Origin of the sequence: Massilia sp. BHUDP2, assembly GCF_046236355.1 — a bacterium.
In the GTDB taxonomy this organism is placed as follows: domain Bacteria; phylum Pseudomonadota; class Gammaproteobacteria; order Burkholderiales; family Burkholderiaceae_D; genus Telluria; species Telluria varians.
Map to the genome: position 1 here is coordinate 21,904 of NZ_JBJUVW010000004.1, position 19,917 is coordinate 41,820.

Sequence of the window (19,917 nt, forward strand, 5' to 3'; positions counted from 1 at the left end):
ACGTGACCCCAGTCTACACGACGGTCTTTACGGGCGGCGCGTGAATGAATTGGCTCCGGCTCCAGCGTTCCTGGTGCGGTACCGGCCTACTGGCCGAGCCAGAGGCGGTAGCCGACTCCGGTTTCGGTCAGCAGATGGCGTGGCTGGGCCGGGTCGTCCTCGAGCTTGTGGCGCAAGTGGCCCATGTAGATGCGCAGATAGTGGCCGCTTTCGGCATGGCCCGGTCCCCAGACCGCGCGCAGCAGCTGCGGATTGGTCATGACCCGGCCGGCACTGCCGACCAGGACCGACAACAGCCGGTACTCGGTCGGGGTCAGGTGCACGTGCTTGCCGTCGCGCGTGACGCTGCGCTCCTGGGGATACACGGCGACGCTGCCGAAACGCACGCTACCGTCGTCACGGGTGACGGGCTGGCGCTGGCGCCGCAGTGTAGCGCGCACGCGCGCCAGGAGTTCTCCGGTACCGAAAGGCTTGGTGAGATAGTCATCCGCGCCGGCGTCCAGCGCGCGAATCTTCTCGCTCTCCATCGAACGGGCCGACAGCACGATGACCGGGGCCGCCGACCATTTGCGCAGGTCGTGGATGAAGTCGATGCCATCGCCGTCAGGCAGGCCGAGGTCGAGCACCACCAGTTCGGGGCGGCGGGTGCCGGCGTCGATCAGGCCGCGCGCCATGCTGGCGGACTCATGGACCTGCCAGCCCTCCTGCTCCAGCGCGGCGCGCACGAAGCGGCGGATGTGGGGCTCGTCCTCGACCAGCAGGGCACTCGGTTTGTCACTCATTGCTTGCTTTCATCGAAGCCGTCGGGCAGTTCGGCGTCCGGCATGTCGGGCGGACTGCCTGCCGGCAGCGAAAACACGAAGGCGGCGCCGCCCAGCGGCGAAGCACAGGCGCGGATGCCGCCGCCGTGCGCCTCGACGATGGCGCGGCAGATGGCCAGCCCCAGGCCGACGCCCGGCAGCGCCGATTCGCGCTCGCCTCGGGTGAACTTGTCGAAGATCCGATCCTCGCTCCCCGGGCTCAAGCCAGGACCGCTGTCGCAGACCATGACCTCCACCACCGCGCCGCGCAGCGTCGCCGACACTTCGATGCGCGAACCCGCCGGCGTATATTTTGCGGCATTCTCGAGCAGGTTGCACAACACCCGCTCGACCAGTACGGCGTCGAAGCGCAGCAAAGGCACGTTGTGCTGCAGGCGCACCATCACGTGGTGACTGCGCAAGGCCGCGCGGCTAGCGCGCAGCGCGCCCCCGACCGCCTCTTCCAGCGCCTGCCAGTCGAGGTTGACCTGCACCTGGCCGCTCTCAATGCGCGCCATGTCGAGCAGGTTGGTCACGAGGGTGCTCATGCGCAGCGCCTCCTCGTGCAGCGCCCCGGCCAGGCCGGCGGCCTGCTCCGCCAGCGGCGGCTCGCCGCGCAGGAGCGATTCCGACAGGCCAACCAGCGACGTGAGGGGCGTGCGCAGGTCGTGCGAGAGCGCGGCCAGCAGCGAATTACGCAGGCGCTCGGACTCCATGCTGACCAGGGCCGACTGCGCGACCTCGACGTAGTGCACGCGCTCGAGCGCGATCGCGGCCAGCGCCGCCAGGGCGTCGAGCTGGCGGCGTTGCTCGGGAACCAGGACCCAGCGCCCCGCATCCGGCTCGATCGCCAATACCCCGCGGGTACGCATCGGCGCCACCAGCGGCAGGTAGAACACCGGGCTGGCCGGCAGCGTATCCGTGCCCAAGCCGGCGCTTTGCGCATGATCGAAGGCCCACTGGGCAATGCCCGCATCGAAACCCGGCGGCACGGCGCCGGGCACGGCCAGCCTGCCGTCCGCATCGGGCGCGAGCAGAACCGCTCCGGCCCCGAACGAGTCGCGGACGACGGCCTGGGTAGCCTCGACCACCTGGTCCGCCACCAGCACGCCCGAGAGATCGCGCGCAAATTCGTACAGCGCCCGAACGTGCTGCTCGCGCTGGGCCGCGACCGTCGCCTGGAAGCGCAATCCGGCCGTGAGATGGCCCGTGATGAGCCCGACCGCCAGCATGACCGCGAAGGTGATCAGGTACTGGAAGTCGGACACCGCGAAGGTGAAGTGCGGCGGCACGAAGAAGAAATCGAAGCAGGCCACGCCGACGCAAGTGGCGGTGACGGAAGGGGCGCGGCCGAAGCGCACCGCCACCAGCAGCACCACCAACAGGAACAGCATGGCGATGTTGGCCAGGTCGAGCCAGTCCTGCAGCGGCATCAGGACTGCTGCGGCAAGCAGGCCGGCGCCGGCCGCCGCCAGATGCGGCAGGGGCCGCAGCGCGCGCGGAGCGGCGTCGCGCGAGGCGGACGCCGTTTCGGGCTTGGCCGCGACGGCCGGGGCGCCGACCTCGATCAGGTCGAGCCCGGGCGCCAGCCGCGCCAGACGGCGCGCTACCCGGCGCTGCCAGGGCCAGCGTGCGCCGGAACGGCCGAGCGCGATCTTCGACAGGTTGTGGCTGCGGGCATAGTCGACCACGGCCAGCGCGATGTCGTCGCCAGCGACCGTGGACGTGTCGGCCCCGAGCTTGGCGGCCAGCCGGAGTGCGGCCAGCGTGCGCTCGCGGGCGCGGCCCGGCATGCGCGACAGGCCGGGCGTCTCGACGTAGAGCGCATGCCAGTTGGTGCCCAGCTGCGAGGCCATGCGCGCGACGCTGCGCACCAGGTGTTCGGCTCCGCCGTCCGGCCCGACGCAGGCCAGCAGGCCGGCGCCGGTCTTCCAGATCGCCTCGACTGACTGCTCGATGCGCCAGGCGCGCACCTCGTCCTCGGCACGGTCGGCGGTGCGCCGCAGCGCCAGCTCGCGCAGCGCGATCAGGTTGCCCTTCCTGAAGAAGTTGCCGGCCGCGCGCTCGGCCTGGGCCGGCTGGTAGACCTTTCCCTGCTTGAGGCGCGCCAGCAGCGCGTCGACCGGGAGGTCGACCAGCACGATCTCGCTCGCCGCGTCGAACACGCCGTCGGGCACCGTCTCGGCCACCCGCACGCCGGCGATGCCGCCGACCACGTCATTCAGGCTTTCCAGATGCTGCACGTTGACGGTAGTGAGCACGTCGATCCCGGCGTCCAGCAGTTCCTCGACGTCCTGCCAGCGCTTGGGATGGCGCGAGCCGGGCGCATTCGAATGCGCCAGCTCGTCCACCAGGATCACCCCTGGCCGCCGTGCCAGCGCGGTATCGAGGTCGAACTCGGCGATACGCACGCCGCGATCCTCGACCTGGCGGCGCGGCAACACCTCGAGGCCGTCGAGCAAGCGTGCGGTCTCCTCGCGCCCGTGCGTTTCGACCACGCCGACCAGCGGGCTTGCGCCTTCCTCCCGCAAGCGGTGCGCTTCCTGCAGCATCGCGCAGGTCTTGCCGACGCCGGCCGAGGCACCGAAGTAGATGCGGAGCTTGCCGCGCGCGGCGCTGCGCTCCTGCTCGCGCAGCTGCGCAAGCAGGACATCGGGGTCGGGTCGTTGGGAAGCGTTGTTCGGCATCGTTCAGCGAGTATCGCGCACCTGCGCGTCCAGCGCCAGGTTCAGGGCCAGAACGTTGACGCGCGGGGTGCCGAAGGGACCGGGCGCGTTGCCCTCGGCGTGGGCATCGATCAGCCGCTCGACGTCGGCGCGGGCCAGGCCGCGCGCCCTGGCCACCCGGGCCGCCTGCCAGCGCGCGCCCGCCAGGCTGATCTCGGGATCGAGCCCGCTGCCCGATGCGGTGACCAGGTCGACCGGGATCGGCGCATGGTTCCCCGGATCGCCGGCGCGCAAGGCTTCGATGCGGGCCTTGACCGCATCGTGCAGGGCCGGGTTGAGCGGCCCCTGGTTGGAGCCGGACGAGCCGCCGCCGTTGTTCGGCATCGGGCCGGTAGCGGAGGGACGGCCCCAGAAGTATCGCGGGGCGCTGAAATGCTGGCCGATCAGGCGCGAGCCGACCACACGGTCGCCCTGCTTCACCAGGCTGCCGCCGGCCTGCCCGGGAAAGGCGGCCTGGGCGACGCCGGTGACCAGCAGCGGATAGGCGACTCCGCAGACCAGGGTCAATGCGCCGAACAATACCAGCGCGGGACGAATGACAGATTGCATGCTCGGTTCCTCAAACAAGGTTCAGCGCGGTCAGCGCCATGTCGATCAGCTTGATGCCGGCGAAGGGCAGAACAATGCCGCCCAGGCCGTACACCAGCATGTTCCGGCGCAGCAGGCTGGCGGCGCCGATCGCGCGGTAGCGCACCCCTTTCAGGGCCAGCGGAATCAGGAACACGATGATCAGGGCATTGAAGATCACCGCCGACATGATGCTCGACGCCGGGCTGGCGAGCTGCATGACGTTGAGCGCCTGCAGCGCCGGATAGGTGCCGACGAAGGCCGCCGGCACGATGGCGAAATACTTGGCGATGTCGTTGGCGATCGAGAAGGTGGTCAATGCGCCGCGCGTCATCAGCATCTGCTTGCCGATCTCGACGATCTCGAGCAGCTTGGTCGGGTTCGAATCCAGGTCGACCATGTTGCCGGCCTCCTTGGCGGCCTGGGTGCCCGAGGCCATCGCCACCGCCACGTCGGCCTGGGCCAGCGCCGGCGCGTCGTTGGTGCCGTCGCCGGTCATCGCGACCAGCTTGCCCTCGGCCTGGTAGCGCCGGATCAGCGCCAGCTTGTCCTCGGGAGTGGCCTCGGCCACGAAATCGTCGACCCCGGCCTCGGCCGCGATGGCGGCGGCGGTCAGCTTGTTGTCACCGGTGATCATCACGGTCTTGACGCCCATGCGGCGCAGTTCCGCGAAGCGTTCGCGGATGCCGCCCTTGACCACGTCCTTCAGCTCGACCACGCCCATCACGCGACCGCCGTCGGCTACTACCAGCGGCGTGCTGCCGCGGCGCGCGGCGGCGTCCGCGAGCGCCGCCACCTCGGCAGGATAGGCCTGCCCTAACGCCTCGACGTAAGCGTGGATGGCGCTGGCGGCGCCTTTGCGCAGGCGGCGCGCGCCGACGTCGACGCCGCTCATACGGGTCTGGGCCGTGAAGGGCACGAAGCTGGCGTCCAGCGCCGCCATGTCGCGCTCGCGGATGTTGAAGCGGCTCTTGGCCAGCACCGCGATGCTGCGCCCTTCCGGGGTCTCGTCGGCCAGCGACGCGAGCTGCGCGACGTCGGCCAGTTCCCGTTCGGTGACGCCCGGCGCCGGCAGGAAGGCGCTGGCCTGGCGGTTGCCGAAGGTGATGGTGCCGGTCTTGTCCATCATGAGCACGTCGACGTCGCCCGCCGCCTCGACCGCGCGGCCCGAGGTGGCGATGACGTTGGCGCCCATCATCCGGCTCATGCCGGCCACGCCGATGGCCGACAACAGGCCGCCGATGGTGGTCGGAATCAGGCAGACCAGTAGTGCCACCAGCACCGTGATCGTCACCGGCGTGCCGCTGCCGGCCGCCTCCACCGCGAACAGTGAGAACGGCAGCAGCGTGACAGTCACCACCAGGAACACAATGGTCAATGCCACCAGCAGGATGGTCAGCGCGACCTCGTTCGGAGTCTTCTTGCGCGAGGCGCCTTCGACCATGCCGATCATGCGGTCCAGGAAGGTCTCGCCCGGGTCGGCGGTGACGCGCACCACCAGCCAATCCGACAGCACGCGGGTGCCGCCGGTGACGGCGCTGAAGTCGCCGCCCGACTCGCGAATCACCGGCGCCGATTCCCCGGTGATGGCGCTCTCGTCGACCGATGCCACGCCTTCCAGGACTTCGCCGTCGACCGGAATCACGTCGCCCGCCTCGACCAGGAAGTGCATGCCCTTGCGCAGCTCTTCCGACTTGACCGGATACCAGGTGGCGCCATGCTGCGGCGACGGCAGCTTCTTGGCCATGACGGTCTGCTTCAGGCTGCGCAGCGAGGCGGCCTGCGCCTTGCTGCGGCCTTCGGCCAGCGCCTCGGCGAAGTTCGCGAACAGCACCGTGAACCACAGCCAGGCGGCGGTGGCGGCGATGAAGCCGGCCGGCGCCTCGCCCTGCCCCGCCAGCGCGTCGAGCGCCAGCAGAGTGGTCAGGATGCTGCCGGCATAGACCACGAACATCACCGGGCTGCGCAGCTGGACGCGCGGATGCAGCTTGCGCAAGGCATCGACGACGGCCGGACCGACCAGTTTCGCGTCGAACAAATTCAGGTTGCGGCGTGCCGGCAGGGCCTGGGGAATGGGTGTTTCGATGAAAGGTGTATCCATGATCACTTTGCGAACAGCTGAAGGTGCTCGACCACCGGGCCCAGTGCGAGCGCCGGCACGTAGTTGAGGATGCCGACCAGCAGGACCACGCCGGCCAGCAGGCCGACGAACATCGGCCCGTGGGTCGGCATGGTGCCCGCGTTGGCGTCGAGGCGCCGGCGCGCGGCGAGCGAGCCGGCGATGGCCAGCACCGGGACGATCACGCCGAAGCGGCCGAACCACATCGCCACCGCCAGCAGGGTGTTGTAGAACGGGGTATTGGCGGACAGTCCGGCGAAGGCGCTGCCGTTGTTGTTGGCGGCGGAGCTGAGCGCATACAGGATCTCCGAGAAGCCGTGCGCGCCAGGATTGGCGACACCGGCCCTGCCGGCGTCGGCCACGACCGCGACGGCAGTGCCGAGCAGGACCAGGCAGGGCGTGATCAGGATGACCAGCGAGGCCATCTTCATCTCGTAGGCGCCGATCTTCTTGCCCAGGTACTCGGGGGTCCGGCCGATCATCAGGCCGGCAATGAAGACCGCCAGGATGGCGAACACCAGCATGCCGTACAGGCCGGTGCCGACGCCGCCGAAGACCACTTCGCCGAGCTGCATCAGCACCATCGGCACCATGCCGCCGAGCGGCATGAAGGAGTCGTGCATGGCGTTCACTGCGCCGCAGGAGGCGGCGGTGGTGACCGCCGCGAACAGGGTCGAGGCGGCGATGCCGAAGCGGGTTTCCTTGCCTTCCATGTTGCCGGCCGAGGTATCGGCCCCGAGCGCGCCCAGCAGCGGATTGGCCTGCTGCTCGGCCGCGAAGGCCAGGCTGGCCGCGACGACGAACAGCACGGTCATGGTGGCCAGTACCGCCCAGCCCTGGCGCATGTCGCCCACCACGCGTCCGAAGGTGAAGCACAAACCTGCGGGTATCAGGAAGATGGCGATCATCTGCACAAAGTTCGACAGCGCGTTCGGGTTCTCGAACGGATGGGCCGAGTTGGCGTTGAAGTAGCCGCCGCCGTTGGTGCCCAGCAGCTTGATGGCTTCCTGCGACGCGACCGGTCCCATCGGGATGGTCTGCGTGACGGCCTGCGCGGTCCCGGCGCCGTCCGGAAGCGCATAGCTGGCCGGATCGAGCACCTGCGCGTCGACGTGCGCGGAGAAGCCCTGCACCACGCCCTGGCTGGCGAAGAACAGCGCGAACGCGATCGACAGCGGTAGCAGCACGTACAGGGTGGCGCGGGTCAGGTCGACCCAGAAGTTGCCGATCGCGCTGCTCGAGCGCGCCGCGAAGCCGCGGATCAGGGCGAAGGCCACGGCGATGCCGGTCGCGGCCGAGAAGAAGTTCTGGCAGGCCAGTCCCAGCATCTGGGTCAGGATGCTCATGGTCTGCTCGCCGCTGTAGCCCTGCCAGTTGGTGTTGGCGACGAAGCTGACCGCGGTGTTGAAGGAAGAGTCGGCGCCGACGTTGGGCATGCCCTCGGGATTGAGCGGCAGCCAGGCCTGCACGCGCTGCAGCGCATACACAGCCAGCGCACCGACGGCGTTGAAGGCGACCAGCGCCAGCGCATAGCTTTTCCAGCCTTGCGCGGCCGTGGAGCCGTGGCCGGCGGCGCGGTAGAACAGCGCCTCGACGCGGCCCATCCAGCGCATGCCGGGCACCGCCGCGCTATCGGCGACACGCGCCATGAACAGCCCTAGCGGATAGCCAAGCAGGAGCAACACCAGCAAGAAGACCGCCAGCAGCGGCAGGAAGTCGGAGAACATGCTCACAGTTCCTCCGCCATGAACAGGGCCGCCAGCAAATAGGCCAGCAGGCCGGCGGCGACCAGGGCGCCGACGAGATAAAAGGTGGTCATTGCTTGCCTCCCAGGCGGTGGCAGCCGGCCAGCAGCAGCCAGGTCAGCGCGAAGAGGAGGAGGAAGGCGCCGATGAAAAGGAAGTCCATGTGCACTCGTACCCAGTGTTGTGATTGGATGGAAGGTAGGGGCGCCACGCGAAATGGTGCGTAAAAAGCGCGCGGCGCCGTGTAAACGGGGTGTAAATGAGGTGTATGTCGGGGATCGGGCGTGACCGGCTTAGAAGCTGGCCGCGACGCTCAGCACGAGCGCAGTCTTGCCCATGAATTTGCCGTTGACGGGCGAGGCGTAGGCGCTCTTGCCGGCGTTGGTGCCGACCACCGCCAGCGCGACGCTGGCGGCGCCGAACGCGCGGCTGGCGCCGAGCTTCCAGTCGGTATAGCTGGCGGCGCCGTTGTTCTCGACGCGCTGGCGGCCGGCGTGCAGCTGCACCGTGACGCCGTTGCCGGCATCAAGGTTGGCGCCGAGGTCGAGATAGGACGTGTTGTCGCTGCCGACAAAGCCGAACAGGTTGCTGGTAGCGTGCGAGTACTTGAGGTAGGCCGGCCCGTAGCCGAGTTGGGCGTAGATTTCGGTGGTGTTCGCGTGGGCGAAGCCCGGTACGCTGCCGAGGTCATTTCCTGCGTACAGGTAGCGCAGCACGCCGACGTCATAGCTCAGGCCGCGCGCGAGTTCGCCGCGCTTGCCGCCGTAGAGGTCGAGTTCGACCTTGCCGTCGCCGCCGGCGTCCTCGATCCACTTGATGGTCGAGGCCCAGGCGCCGGCGTACCAGCCGGAGGAATGGACGTAGTCGGCGCCGCCCTGCAACGCGGGCTGCAGGCGCGTCTGCGAGATGCCGCGGTAGCGATAGTCGCTGGTGGCGGCGAGGTTGAAGGTGGTGGTCGATGCCGGCGCATCGGTTTGCGCGTGGGCGGCCGGGGCCAGGATGGCGGCGGCGAGCACGGAGGCTTGGATCAATGCTTTCATGGTGTCCTGCTGTTGTCGTTGGAGCAGGTGAAAGCCTAGGTGATCGCGTGTAAAAACGCGCTAAAAGCTGGGGGACAGAGCGTAAACGGGATGTATCGGACTGCGGGGAAACTGGCCCCCGCCTGCGCGGGGGCGACGATGCCGGCTTAGCGGGCCGTTTTCAGATACTGCATGTATTTCGCGACGCCGGTTGCGACGTCGGTGAAGGGCTCGGTGTAGCCGGCGGCGCGCAGCGCGCCGATGTCGGCCTGGGTGAAGCTCTGGTACTTGCCCTTCAGCTTGTCCGGGAACGGGATGTATTCGAGCAGGCCCTTGTCCACGATCTGCGCCAGCGTGAGCGGCGCATTGCCCTCGTTGGCGAGCGCATTGACCGTGGCCACCGCCAGGTCGTTGAAGGGCTGGGCGCGGCCGGTGCCGAGGTTGAAAATGCCGCGCTTGTCCGGATGATCGAGGAAGAACAGATTGACCTTGACCACGTCTTCCACGTAGATGAAGTCGCGCATCTGGGTGCCGGCATCATAGCCTTCGTTGGCGCCGAACAGCTTGACCTTGCCCTCTTTCTGGAACTGGTGGTATTGGTGGAACGGGACCGAGGCCATCGTGCCCTTGTGCCCTTCCAGCGGTCCGTACACGTTGAAGTAGCGCAGGCCTACCACCTGGCTGCCCTTGGCCATGCCGTGCTGCGCCCAGTAGCGGCGCATGTACTGGTCGAACAGGAACTTCGAATAGCCGTAGACGTTGAGCGGGCGCTCGTGCTGGCGCTCTTCCTTGAACACGCTGCCGCCGCCATACACCGCGGCCGACGAGGCGTAGATGAAGGGAATACGCTCGCGCTGGCAGAACTCGAACAGCGCGATGGTGTACTCGTAGTTATTCTTCATCATGTAGCGGCCGTCGGTCTCCATGGTGTTGGAGCAGGCGCCCTGGTGCAGCACGGCGGAAAACTTGCCGTCGAATTCGCCGGCCTTCAGGCGCACGATGAAGTCTTCCTTGTCGAGGTAGTCGGCCACTTCGGCATCGACGATGTTCAGGAATTTCTCCGGACGCGCCATGTTATCGACCGCGAACACGCTGAAGGGTTTGCGCTTCGACAGGGCGTGGACCAGGTTGGCTCCGATGAAGCCTGCAGCGCCAGTAACCAGTATCATTTTCTACCTCGTTTCAATAATCGTTCAGGCTGCGAGCATGGGCTGCAGCGGTTGCCACACATCCTTGGGCAGGATCTGCTTCATGCAGTTCTGGTGCCCCAGCGGACATTCGCGCTGCTGGCAGGGCGAGCACTCGATGTGCAGCCACAGGATCTTCGCCAGTTCGGACAGCGGCGGCGTGTGGCGCGGGTCGGTCGGGCCGTAGATCGCCACCACCGGGCGGCGCAGCGCGGCGCCGATGTGCATCAGGCCGGAGTCGTTGGTCACCACCGCGGCAGCAACCGAGATCAGCGCGATCGCCTCGCTCAGCGAGGTGGAACCGGCCAGGTTGTGCGCTTGCGGCACGATGGCGGTGATCTCGTCGCAGACGGCGCGGTCCTTCGGCGAACCGAGCAACAGGATCTGCGCGTCCGGCACATTCGCGCGGATCATCGAGGCCAGCTCGGCGAAGTATGGCGCCGGCCAGCGCTTGGCCGGGCCGAACTCGGCGCCGGGCGCGAAGGCCACGTAGGTGCCCGGCGGCAGGCCGAGGCGCGCGATGGCGGCGTCGGCCTGGCCTGCTTCGACCCGCATTTCCGGCTCCGGCAATTTTTCCGGACGCGGCAGGTGGCGCACCGGCTCGTCGGCCAGCGCCTGGTAGAACTGCGCCATCGGACGCGGCGCGGCCTTGTCGTCGTGGTGCATCACATTGACCAGGCCGTAGCGCATCTCGCCCTTGTAGCCGACGCGTTTCCTGATACCCGCCAGCCAGGGGATCAAGGCGAACTTGAGCGTGTTCGGCAGCACATAGGAGTCGGCATAGCCGCGCGCCTTCAGCATTTTCGCGAAGGCCTTGCGTTCCTTCCACTGCAGCGAACCATGCTTGAAGGGCGATTCGATGACCTCGTCCACTTCGCGCATGGCGCGCCAGACCGGCGCGACCCAGGTCGGCGCCAGCACGTCGATCGGCCGCTCGGGATGCTGTTCGCGCAGGCGGCGCAGCAGCGGCTGCGCCATGACGGCGTCGCCGATCCAGTTGGGGGAGATGACAAGCGTGCGCAACATGGGGCTTTCGTAATCCTGCAATGGTGATCCGCGATTATAACAATCGCTGCCGCCAGCCGGCGGCCGTCGCCTCGAGCCGGTGGGTCAGCCCCAGGCGCTCCAGGAAGACCTCGTCGTGCGAGACCACCACCAGCGCCCCGGCATACTGCCTCAGCATCGCTTCCAGCGCCGCCATCGACGCCAGGTCGAGGTGGTTGCCCGGCTCGTCCAGCAGGAGCAGCCGGGCCGGCGGATCGGCGTACAGGGCGCAGGCCAGCGCCGCCTTCAGGCGCTCGCCGCCGCTCAGCTGCCCGGTGGGCTGCGCCACCTGGCGGGCGTCCAGGCCGATCTGCGCCAGGTAAGTGCGCAGCCGGTCCTGGCCCGTGCTGCGGTTCCGCGCCAGCAGCTGCTCGATCGTGCTGCGGCCCGGGTCGAGCGTGCCCAGGCGCTGGTCGAGCCAGGCGCAGGCCGGGTCGCGCACGGCGCGCCCGGATAGCGGAGCCAGTTCGCCGGCGATCACCTTCAGCAGGGTCGACTTGCCGCAGCCGTTCGGGCCGGTGATGCCGATGCGCTGCCGGCCGGTGACGACCAGGCTGATCGTGCGCAGGGCCGGGGCGGCAAACGGAAGTTCGGCATCGATCAGCTCGACGACGCGGCGCTGGGCAACGGCGGCGACCTGCGTGGCGTGCAGGCGCACGGCGCCGTCCTCGCGCAGGCCGTGCGCGGCCTCGCGCACGCGCTCGTGCAGCTGCCGGCGCGCTTCCTCATGCTGCTGGCGCAGGCGGCCGCTGCTGTTTTCGCTGCGTTCCTTCTGCCGTCCCAGCAGGATCTTGGCCTGGTTGGCGGCCTTGCCTTCGCGTGCTCCTTGCGCCTGGCGGCGCTGCTGGAGTTCGTGCTGCTCGCGCATGGCGCGCTCCTCGCGCTGCAATGCCTGGCGCGCGTGCCCCAACTCGTGCAGGGCGCCGGCCTGTTCGGCGGCGCGCGCCTCAAGGTAGAAATCGACGTTGCCGCCGTAGCTGCGCAGGCCCTGGGGCGAGAGCTCGACGATGCGCTCCATCTGTCCCAGCAGGGCGCGGTCGTGGCTGACCACGATCAGGCCGCGCCGCCAGGCGCGCAGCTGCGCCGCCAAGGCCTGGCGGCTGGGGCCGTCGAGGTGGTTGGTGGGCTCGTCGAGGATCAGGAAGTCGGCATCGGAGAGCATGGCGCCCAGCAGCGCCACGCGCATCGCTTCGCCGCCGCTCAGCCGGCCGGCGGGCGTGGCGGCGTCCAGGTGGCCAAGGCCGGCCTGGTCGAGGGCATGCCGCAGGCGCGCGGGCAGGTCCCAGCGTTCGCCGACCAGCGCGAAGTCGGCCTCCGCGATGCTGCCGGCCTCGATGCGCGCCAGGGCGTCGAGGACGTCCTGCACGCCGGCCAATGCGGCCACCGTGCCATCGCGCGCCTGGTCGACCTGCTGCGAGAGGTAGTGCACCCTGCCCTCGCGCAGGCAGCTGCCCGAGGACGGCGCCAGCATGCCCGCCAGCAGCTGCGCCAGCACGCTCTTGCCGATGCCGTTGCGGCCGACCAGGCCGGTGTGGCGCGTATCAAATGCTTCTGTAAGCCCCGACAGCAGGGGGCGACCGTCGGGAAGAATGAAAGATGCGCTGTCGAGCGCAAGGAAAGGGTGTGTCATTGAACCTCCATGGATGCCGGAACTCCCCTGCTATTGCGGGAAGGTGGGAAGAACTGGCCGTCAAGCAGACGGCGGCATCAATGGCGCATGGGACGACACCTCCAAAGTAAATGTGCTGGGAATGATAGCAAACTTCGCATCGACGATCTAATCGCGTGCCGGCAAGTCCATCGACAGCAGCATCTCCAGTTCCGTGTGATTGACCGGCTTGGTCAGGTGAAAATCGAAGCCGGCCTCGCGCGTCAGCCGGCGGTCGTTTTCCTGGCCCCATCCGGTGACGGCGATGATGCGCGGCGCCGGCTGGGCCGCCCGTCCCCGCAGTTCGCGCGCCACGTCGAAGCCCGACATGCCGGGCATGCCCAGGTCGAGCAGGACGACTTCCGGCGCGAATGCCAACGCGATCTCCAGCCCTTCCCGTCCGTCGTGGGCCTCGCGCACCTGGTGGCCGGCGGCCTGCAGCAGGGCGACCATGCTGGTGGCGGCATCGCGGTTGTCGTCGATGACCAGGACGCGGCGCGGCTGCTGCCTTGCCGCGTGGCCGGCATCGTGGCCGGCGAGCGGCGCCTCGGCCGGCGATGCGGCCGGCCGCTCGATCAGCGGCAGGCACACCGTGAAGGTGCTGCCGCTGCCGGCGCCTTCGCTCGTCGCCTCGACGCTGCCGCCATGCAGTTCGACGAAGCCCTTCACCAGCGACAGACCGATCCCGAGGCCGCCCTGGCTGCGCTCGAGCGCGGGGGTGACTTGCGAGAACAGGCCGAAGATATCCTTGATGTGTTCCGGCGCGATGCCGATGCCGCTATCGGAGATCGCAATCTTCGCCTGGCCCGGCAGCCGCTCGGCCGATACGCTGATCACCCCGCCGTGGGGGGTAAACTTGATCGCGTTGTTCAGCAGGTTGAGGAAGCATTGCACCATGCGGGTGGAGTCCGCATACGCATACAAGGGGTCGCCGGGCAGGTGCACCAGCACCTCGTGCCCGGCCGCCTTGAGCGCGCCTTCCACGGCGTGCAGCGCGTCGGACAGGCAGTCGACCAGCGACACCTCGGTCTTGCGCAGGGCAATCTTGCCCTGGGTGATGCGGGACACCTCCAGCAAATCGTCGACCAGCCGCGCGAGGTGGCGCGACTGGCGGTCGATAATGGCAAAGGCCCGCTCGACGTTGCTCGGCAAGCCGGGCATGCGCGCCAGCAGCGCGGATGCATTGCGGATCGGCGCCAGCGGATTGCGCAGCTCATGGGCGAGCGTCGCCAGGAACTCGTCCTTGCGCTGGTCCGCCAGCTTGAGCGCCTGTTCGGCCTCGGTCTGCGCGGTGATGTCGGCATTGACCCCGAACCAGTGGATGATCTGCCCTTCGCTGTTGCGCAGCGCCACCGCCCGGCTCAGGAACTGCCGCCAGCGCCCATCCGTGCCGCGCAAGGGCACCACCATTTCATACGGCTCGCCGGTGGCGACCGAATGCTGCCACCTGGCGACGATGGCCGGCACCAGCGTCGGTTCGTTCACCTGCCGCCAGCCCCAGCCTTCGGCCTCGCCTTGCGACAGTCCGGTGTACTCGTGCCAGCGCCGGTTGAACCAGTAGATCCAGCCGTCCGGCCGCGCCATCCAGGCGATCTCCGGCAATTCGTCCGCCAGCGTGTGGAAATGCATCTCCATCTCGGCCGCCGCGGCCTCGCCGCGCTTGCGCTCCGTGATGTCGGCAAGGACGCCGAATACCACCGTCGCCCTGCCATCCTCGTCGTAGCGGGCTTTCCCGCGCGCGGACGCCCAGCGCGCGTGTCCCTGCGCGTCGCGCAGGCGGAACTCGACGTCGCATTCGCGCCGCTTGCCGATGCAGTCGCGAATCTGCGCACGCAGGCGCTCGCGGTCCTCGGGAAAAACGTAGGGCGTGAGCGCGCCCGGCTCCTGCGCCAGTTCCCCGGGGCGCAGCCCGAGGATGTTGTGCTCCACCTCCGGACTCCACCAGGCGCGATCCTTGACCAGGTCCCAGCTGAATACGCCCATCCTTCCCGCTTCCAATGCCAGGCCCAGCACCTGCTGCGTTTCCTGGAGCTTGATGGCGGTGCGTGCGGTGGCCTGGGCTTCGGCCAGGTCGCGGTACATGCGCCCGTGCTCGATTAGCAGCATGATAAGGACGAAGCTCGAGGCGACCAGCCCGTATACCCTGCCGGCGTAGAACCCGAGGTCCCAGCGGCCGGCGTTGAACACGCTGACCAGCCCGATCTCGAAGAACCACGCGGACAGCACCACCACCAGCCACATGTCCATGGTCGAGGCCGAGCGGCGGCTGAACAGGATCACGAGGGCCAGCCCGGTAACGATCCATTGGCCGTAGCGCCCGATGTTGAAGGCGGACGAGTAACGGTCGTCCTGCAGCATCTGCGGCAGCCAGTCGCCTCCCACCGTTGCCAGCGTACCGAGCAGGGCGGCGCAGGCGAGCGTCAGCCCTACCGCCTTTGCCGTCGCCCAGCCCGGCCTGGCGGCACGGCGGTCGGCCTGCTTGAGGAAGGAATAGGCGATAACCGAAGCGGGGAAGCCAAGGTGCCAGAAAACGTGCAGGTAGCCGGTGCCCTGCGCGCCGGCGCCGAGCAGCCCGCCGGGCGCGAATACCCCCGGAAAGGACAACAGGTGGACCGTCGCCATGACGGCCGAGTACAGGTAGCCGCAGGCCAGGATCAGGATGCTGTGCTTGCGGGTGAGGTTAAAATAGCCGAGCAGCAGCGTCGTCGTGATCAGGTCGTTGATGACGAGAACCGGTTGGTGCAGCGGGATGAACCAGGGCGCCGCTGCCAGCGGCGTACGCGCGAAAGGGATGAGCGTGATAAACATCCCGAGCGATACCGCAACGATGATCAGCGCCAAGCGCACCGAAGCCGGTCCGGCCTGGTATTCGAACAGGGTTCTTGCTGCTTGGCTGTCAGCAGGAGCTGCGCGTTCGCGCAGGATGCCTGACAACTCGGATGTGTCGTTCATGCGCAATAGGCGTCACCCAAGTTTTTGCAGTATTTATCGTATGTCAGCTAAAGCAGAAGCGGAGCACGGTACCGCGCGCCTCATACGCTGCTTATAATGCTGGCATGTCCCGCTCACCGACAAGCCAGCTCATCCGTACATGGATCGCCCTCGTGGCCTTCGTGTTCGGCCTGTTTGCGCCTGCGCTGTCGCATGCCCTCGCCCCGCCGCAGCTGGTCGCGCACACGACCGAGATCTGTACTGCCGCCGGCATGGTCATGATGCCCGTGGCCGACGAGGTGGACGGGGCTCGCGGCGCGATGCCCGACATGACCCACTGCGACCTGTGCTGCTCGCACCATGCGCCGGTCGCGCTGCCCTCGCCGCCCGACCTGCCGCCGCTCCTCATCCTCGCACGCGATACCTATCCGCCGCTCTTCTACCAGTCCCCTTCCCCGCAGTTCGCGTGGACGCCGGCGCAGTCGCGTGCGCCGCCCGCCAGCTTCTCCTGACCATTTCCCTCGTGCCGGTGTCGAACACCGGAAGAATCGCAATCGCGTGTGACCCGCCACGTTCGCGCCGTCACGCGCCAAGGAAACGCCATGAAGAAGCTAGCAATCACCCTGCTCGCCGCGGTCACGCACGCCGCGCTTGCGCAGGGACAGGACGGCCCGGTCAAGCAACTGGGCACCGTTACCATCACCGGCTTGCGCCCGACCTCGCTGCCGACGCAGATCCCGACCACCATCGAAGGCATCACCCGCGCCGAGATCGAGCGCAGCATCAACGCCACCGACGCGGAAGACGCCCTGAAATACCTCCCCAGCCTGCTGGTGCGCAAGCGCTACATCGGCGACTACAACCACGCCGTGCTGTCGACCCGCGCCTCCGGCACCGGCAACAGCGCGCGCTCGATGGTGTACGCGGACGGCATCCTGCTGTCGAACTACCTCGGCAACGGTGCCAACTTCGCGCCGCGCTGGGGCATGGTCACGCCCGAGGAAATCGAGCGCGTGGACGTGCTGTACGGGCCGTTCTCGGCGGCGTATGGCGGCAATTCGGTGGGCGCCGTGGTCGACTACGTGACGCGCATGCCGACGAAGTTCGAGGCGCATGCCAAGTTCGGTTTCACCCACCAGCCTTTCGACCTGTACGGGACGCACGAGCGCTACAACGGGCGCCAGGCGAGCGCCTCGCTCGGTAACCGCGATGGGCGCTGGTCCTGGTTCATCGACGTGAACCGGAGCAGCAACGAAGGGCAGCCACTGACTTTTCCGACGCGCTACCTGAGCGCCGGTGCGGCGCCGGGCGGCACGGCCGTTAGCGGGGCTGTCCTCGGCCAGGACCGGACCAATCGCGCGTGGTACCTGTTGGGCGCGGGCACGCAGTACGACACGGTGCAGGACCATATGAAAGTGAAGCTCGCCTACGACCTGACGCCGACGCTGCGGGCCAGCTATACGCTGGGCGTGTGGCAAAACGATTCCAAAGGCCGGCCGATGTCCTACCTGCGCGACGCTGCCGGGACGCCGGTGTACAGCGGCCGCATCGATATCGACGGGCGCGGCTATACCCTTGGCGCCACCGACTTCAATGCGTCGAACGAGGAGCTGCGCCATCTCATGCACGGGCTGTCGGTGAAGAGCCACAGCAAGGGCGTGTTCGACTGGGAGCTGGCGGCGAGCCTGTATGACTATGACCAGGACCTGCTGCGCGCGCCGACCACCGCCCTGCCCGCCGCGCTGAACGGCGGCGCGGGGCGGATCGTGGACATGTCGGGGACCGGCTGGAATACCTTTGCGGCCAAGGGCACCTGGCGGCCGTATGGCCTGGCCGGGGCGCATATCGTGGAGTTCGGCTACCAGCGCGAAGCCTACAAGTTGGCCAGCATCGAGCATGCGACGGGTGATTGGCTGGGTGGTGCGCCCGGTGCCCGCAATCAGGCGTTTTCGGGCCGCACGACGACGCAGGCCTTGTGGGGACAGGACACCTGGAAGTTCGCACCAAGCTGGAAAGCCGTGCTGGGGGTGCGGGTGGAACACTGGCAGGCGCGGGATGGGCGGACGTCGAATGCTGCTACCACTGTCGCGCACGGGGAACGTTCAGGAAGCTATGTGTCGCCGAAGGCGGCACTGGCCTGGCAGGTCCTGCCTTCCTGGGTGTTGAAGGCATCGGCCGGGCGGGCGGTGCGCATGCCGACGGTGTCGGAGCTATACCAAGGGGGCATCAGTGGCAGCGGGACCCTGATCAACAATGATCCGAACCTGCAGCCGGAGCGGTCGTGGACGGGGGAGCTGAGTGCGGAGCACCAGCTCGACAAGGGATTGCTGCGCTTGACGGCGTTTGCGGAGCGGACCTCGGATGCGCTGTACTCGCAGACCAATGTGCTGGTAACGCCCAATGTGAGCAATGTGCAGAACGTAGGGCGGATCGAGACCAAGGGCTTGGAGCTGGCTTACGACGCGGACGACGTGGGGGTGGATGGGCTTGATCTGCAGTCGAGCGTGACCTGGACGGAGTCGGAGATTACGCGCAATGACAAGTTTCCAGCCAGTGTGGGCAAGTGGCAGCCGCGGATTCCGCGCTGGCGGGCGACGGGAGTGGCGACTTACCGTGTTGGTGATCGGCTGGCGTACTCGCTGGCGGCGCGCTATTCAGGAAGGCAGTTTTCGACGCTGGATAATTCGGATCCGAACGGGTTTGCTTATCAGGGGGCGAGCAGGTACTTTACGGTGGATGCGCGGGTGACGTGGAAGCCGGTCAAGCGCTGGACTGTGGCGGTGGGGGTGGATAATCTGAACAATTACCAGTATTGGAATTTTCATCCGTATTCGCAGCGGACTTGGGTGCTGGAGGCGCGTTACGACCTGTGATGGATGCGCAAGTATACGCCCCCCCCAAGCGCCGGACAGGTTGAGCACACGGTGGGTCGACTCTGAATGGCTGTAAGAGTATGTTTGCTCTCTACCTGTAGCTTTAGTAACACTACCTACGCTCTTACAACGCAGGTAGTGCTACCAGCTTGCAAACTGTAGCAAATGCTCCTATACTCGACTTGTACAACTTACAGTACAAGTACTAATTTATTGCATGTTTTACTACGGGCCACATTGACGAAACAGATAGTCATCATCGAACTACCTCATCACGCACGAGACTAAAGGCAACAACATGTCTCTCTACAATATGATTATGCGGAGTAAAGAAATGCGGATCGTTAACTTTTCCGATGCTCGCAACAGTCTTCGGACTGTTATCGACCAAGTAGTCGAGGACGCTGACGTTACCATTATCTCGCGCCGCGATGCGCCTGATGCGGTAGTGATGTCCTTCGATTATTACAGCAGCCTCATGGAGACTGTGCACCTGTTGAGCTCACCTGCTAATGCGGCTCACCTAGCCAGATCCATTGCTCAGGCACGTTCGGGTCAAGCGCAGCATCGGGAGTTAATAGAAACCTCTGAAGCTGAGGAACAGCAGCATGCTCAACCTGAAGTTCACACCTGAGTCCTGGGAAACTTACGTTTACTGGCAAACTCAAGATAAGAAGACGCTCAAACGCATCAACGATCTGATCAAAGATGCACAGAGAAACCCTTTCGAGGGAATCGGCAAACCCGAAGCTTTGCGTTACAGCCTGAGCGGCTTTTGGTCACGCAGGATTGATGAAGCAAACCGTCTTGTCTACGAAGTACGTGATGAGGAGTTGGTTATCATCTCGTGCCGCTATCACTACTGATCGCACCAGGGAGCGGAAACGCTCCCTTTGCACAATGCGAGTCGCCTTTGGTGCGCCGCTTCTACAAAAACAAATGGCCACCCGAGGGTGGCCGACTTCGATTCCGTTGACGGCGACGCAAGCAGGGATTCGCCCACGTTCCGCGGGCCGCCCTAGCGCGAGTACGCGCAAGGCTTGCCGCCTTGGCGACCACGCAGAGGCCGCGTTGCAGGGCGCCCCACGCCCTGCAACCCTTGCTTCTCTCCGCCAGGCAACAAAAAAAGGCCACCCGATGGGTGGCCGGCTTCGATTCGTTCACGGCAGAGCAAGCAGGGATTCGCCCACGTTCCGCGGGCCGCCCTTGCGCGAGTACGCGCAAGGCTTCGAATCCCCCACGCAGAGCCCGCAGGGGC

The 19,917-nt window shown here is 67.1% G+C and carries 16 protein-coding genes; 4 read left to right on the forward strand and 12 right to left on the reverse strand.

What is annotated here, in order from left to right:
* Positions 1–86: 86 nt before the first annotated feature.
* From kdpE to ACK6C6_RS21745, 12 genes are all read right to left on the reverse strand, one after another.
* Positions 87–782, reverse strand: a complete 696-nt coding sequence (kdpE, locus tag ACK6C6_RS21690; RefSeq protein ID WP_209588084.1) for a two-component system response regulator KdpE — start codon at positions 780–782, stop codon at positions 87–89.
* On the reverse strand, positions 779–3,487 hold the full coding sequence (locus tag ACK6C6_RS21695) for a DUF4118 domain-containing protein (protein ID WP_409269239.1): 2,709 nt from the start codon (positions 3,485–3,487) through the stop codon (positions 779–781). The genes kdpE and ACK6C6_RS21695 overlap by 4 nt, the downstream gene beginning before the upstream one ends.
* Positions 3,488–3,490: 3 nt before the next feature.
* Entirely contained in the window at positions 3,491–4,075 is a 585-nt protein-coding gene (kdpC, locus tag ACK6C6_RS21700) for a potassium-transporting ATPase subunit KdpC (protein WP_409269240.1), read from the reverse strand.
* Positions 4,076–4,085: 10 nt separating this feature from the next.
* Positions 4,086–6,194: a potassium-transporting ATPase subunit KdpB gene (gene kdpB, locus ACK6C6_RS21705; protein ID WP_409269241.1), complete on the reverse strand. Its 2,109-nt coding sequence runs from the start codon at positions 6,192–6,194 to the stop codon at positions 4,086–4,088.
* 2 nt (positions 6,195–6,196) lie between these two features.
* Positions 6,197–7,939, reverse strand: coding sequence for a potassium-transporting ATPase subunit KdpA (kdpA, locus tag ACK6C6_RS21710; RefSeq protein ID WP_409269690.1), 1,743 nt, complete (start codon positions 7,937–7,939; stop codon positions 6,197–6,199).
* 2 nt (positions 7,940–7,941) lie between these two features.
* Positions 7,942–8,031: a potassium-transporting ATPase subunit F gene (locus ACK6C6_RS21715; protein ID WP_036215423.1), complete on the reverse strand. Its 90-nt coding sequence runs from the start codon at positions 8,029–8,031 to the stop codon at positions 7,942–7,944.
* Positions 8,028–8,120: a potassium ABC transporter ATPase gene (locus ACK6C6_RS21720; RefSeq protein ID WP_200880009.1), complete on the reverse strand. Its 93-nt coding sequence runs from the start codon at positions 8,118–8,120 to the stop codon at positions 8,028–8,030. Before ACK6C6_RS21720 ends, ACK6C6_RS21715 begins: the two co-directional genes overlap by 4 nt.
* Before the next feature lie 130 nt (positions 8,121–8,250).
* Positions 8,251–8,997 carry a TorF family putative porin gene (locus tag ACK6C6_RS21725; protein WP_209588080.1) on the reverse strand — a complete coding sequence of 249 codons (747 nt, stop codon included), beginning with the start codon at positions 8,995–8,997 and terminating at the stop codon, positions 8,251–8,253.
* Between the two features lie 146 nt (positions 8,998–9,143).
* Positions 9,144–10,145 (reverse strand): ADP-glyceromanno-heptose 6-epimerase, encoded by a 1,002-nt coding sequence (rfaD, locus tag ACK6C6_RS21730; protein ID WP_409269242.1) that lies wholly within the window; start codon positions 10,143–10,145, stop codon positions 9,144–9,146.
* A 24-nt stretch (positions 10,146–10,169) separates the two neighbouring features.
* Positions 10,170–11,189, reverse strand: a complete 1,020-nt coding sequence (gene waaF / locus ACK6C6_RS21735) for a lipopolysaccharide heptosyltransferase II (RefSeq protein WP_409269243.1) — start codon at positions 11,187–11,189, stop codon at positions 10,170–10,172.
* 34 nt (positions 11,190–11,223) lie between these two features.
* Entirely contained in the window at positions 11,224–12,837 is a 1,614-nt protein-coding gene (locus ACK6C6_RS21740; RefSeq protein ID WP_409269244.1) for an ABC-F family ATP-binding cassette domain-containing protein, read from the reverse strand.
* A 147-nt stretch (positions 12,838–12,984) separates the two neighbouring features.
* Positions 12,985–15,807, reverse strand: a complete 2,823-nt coding sequence (locus tag ACK6C6_RS21745; RefSeq protein ID WP_409269245.1) for an MASE4 domain-containing protein — start codon at positions 15,805–15,807, stop codon at positions 12,985–12,987.
* A gap of 104 nt (positions 15,808–15,911) precedes the next feature.
* Here ACK6C6_RS21745 and ACK6C6_RS21750 point away from each other — a divergent pair, with 104 nt between their 5' ends.
* The 4 genes from ACK6C6_RS21750 (at position 15,912) to ACK6C6_RS21765 (ending at position 19,525) form a co-directional block, all read left to right on the forward strand.
* On the forward strand, positions 15,912–16,298 hold the full coding sequence (locus ACK6C6_RS21750; RefSeq protein ID WP_409269247.1) for a DUF2946 domain-containing protein: 387 nt from the start codon (positions 15,912–15,914) through the stop codon (positions 16,296–16,298).
* A gap of 90 nt (positions 16,299–16,388) precedes the next feature.
* A complete protein-coding gene (locus ACK6C6_RS21755; RefSeq protein WP_409269248.1) occupies positions 16,389–18,659 on the forward strand; it encodes a TonB-dependent receptor in 2,271 nt (756 codons plus the stop codon).
* 334 nt (positions 18,660–18,993) lie between these two features.
* Positions 18,994–19,293 (forward strand): type II toxin-antitoxin system Phd/YefM family antitoxin, encoded by a 300-nt coding sequence (locus ACK6C6_RS21760; RefSeq protein ID WP_409269692.1) that lies wholly within the window; start codon positions 18,994–18,996, stop codon positions 19,291–19,293.
* Positions 19,268–19,525, forward strand: coding sequence for a Txe/YoeB family addiction module toxin (locus ACK6C6_RS21765; RefSeq protein ID WP_409269250.1), 258 nt, complete (start codon positions 19,268–19,270; stop codon positions 19,523–19,525). The genes ACK6C6_RS21760 and ACK6C6_RS21765 overlap by 26 nt, the downstream gene beginning before the upstream one ends.
* Positions 19,526–19,917 lie beyond the last annotated feature (392 nt).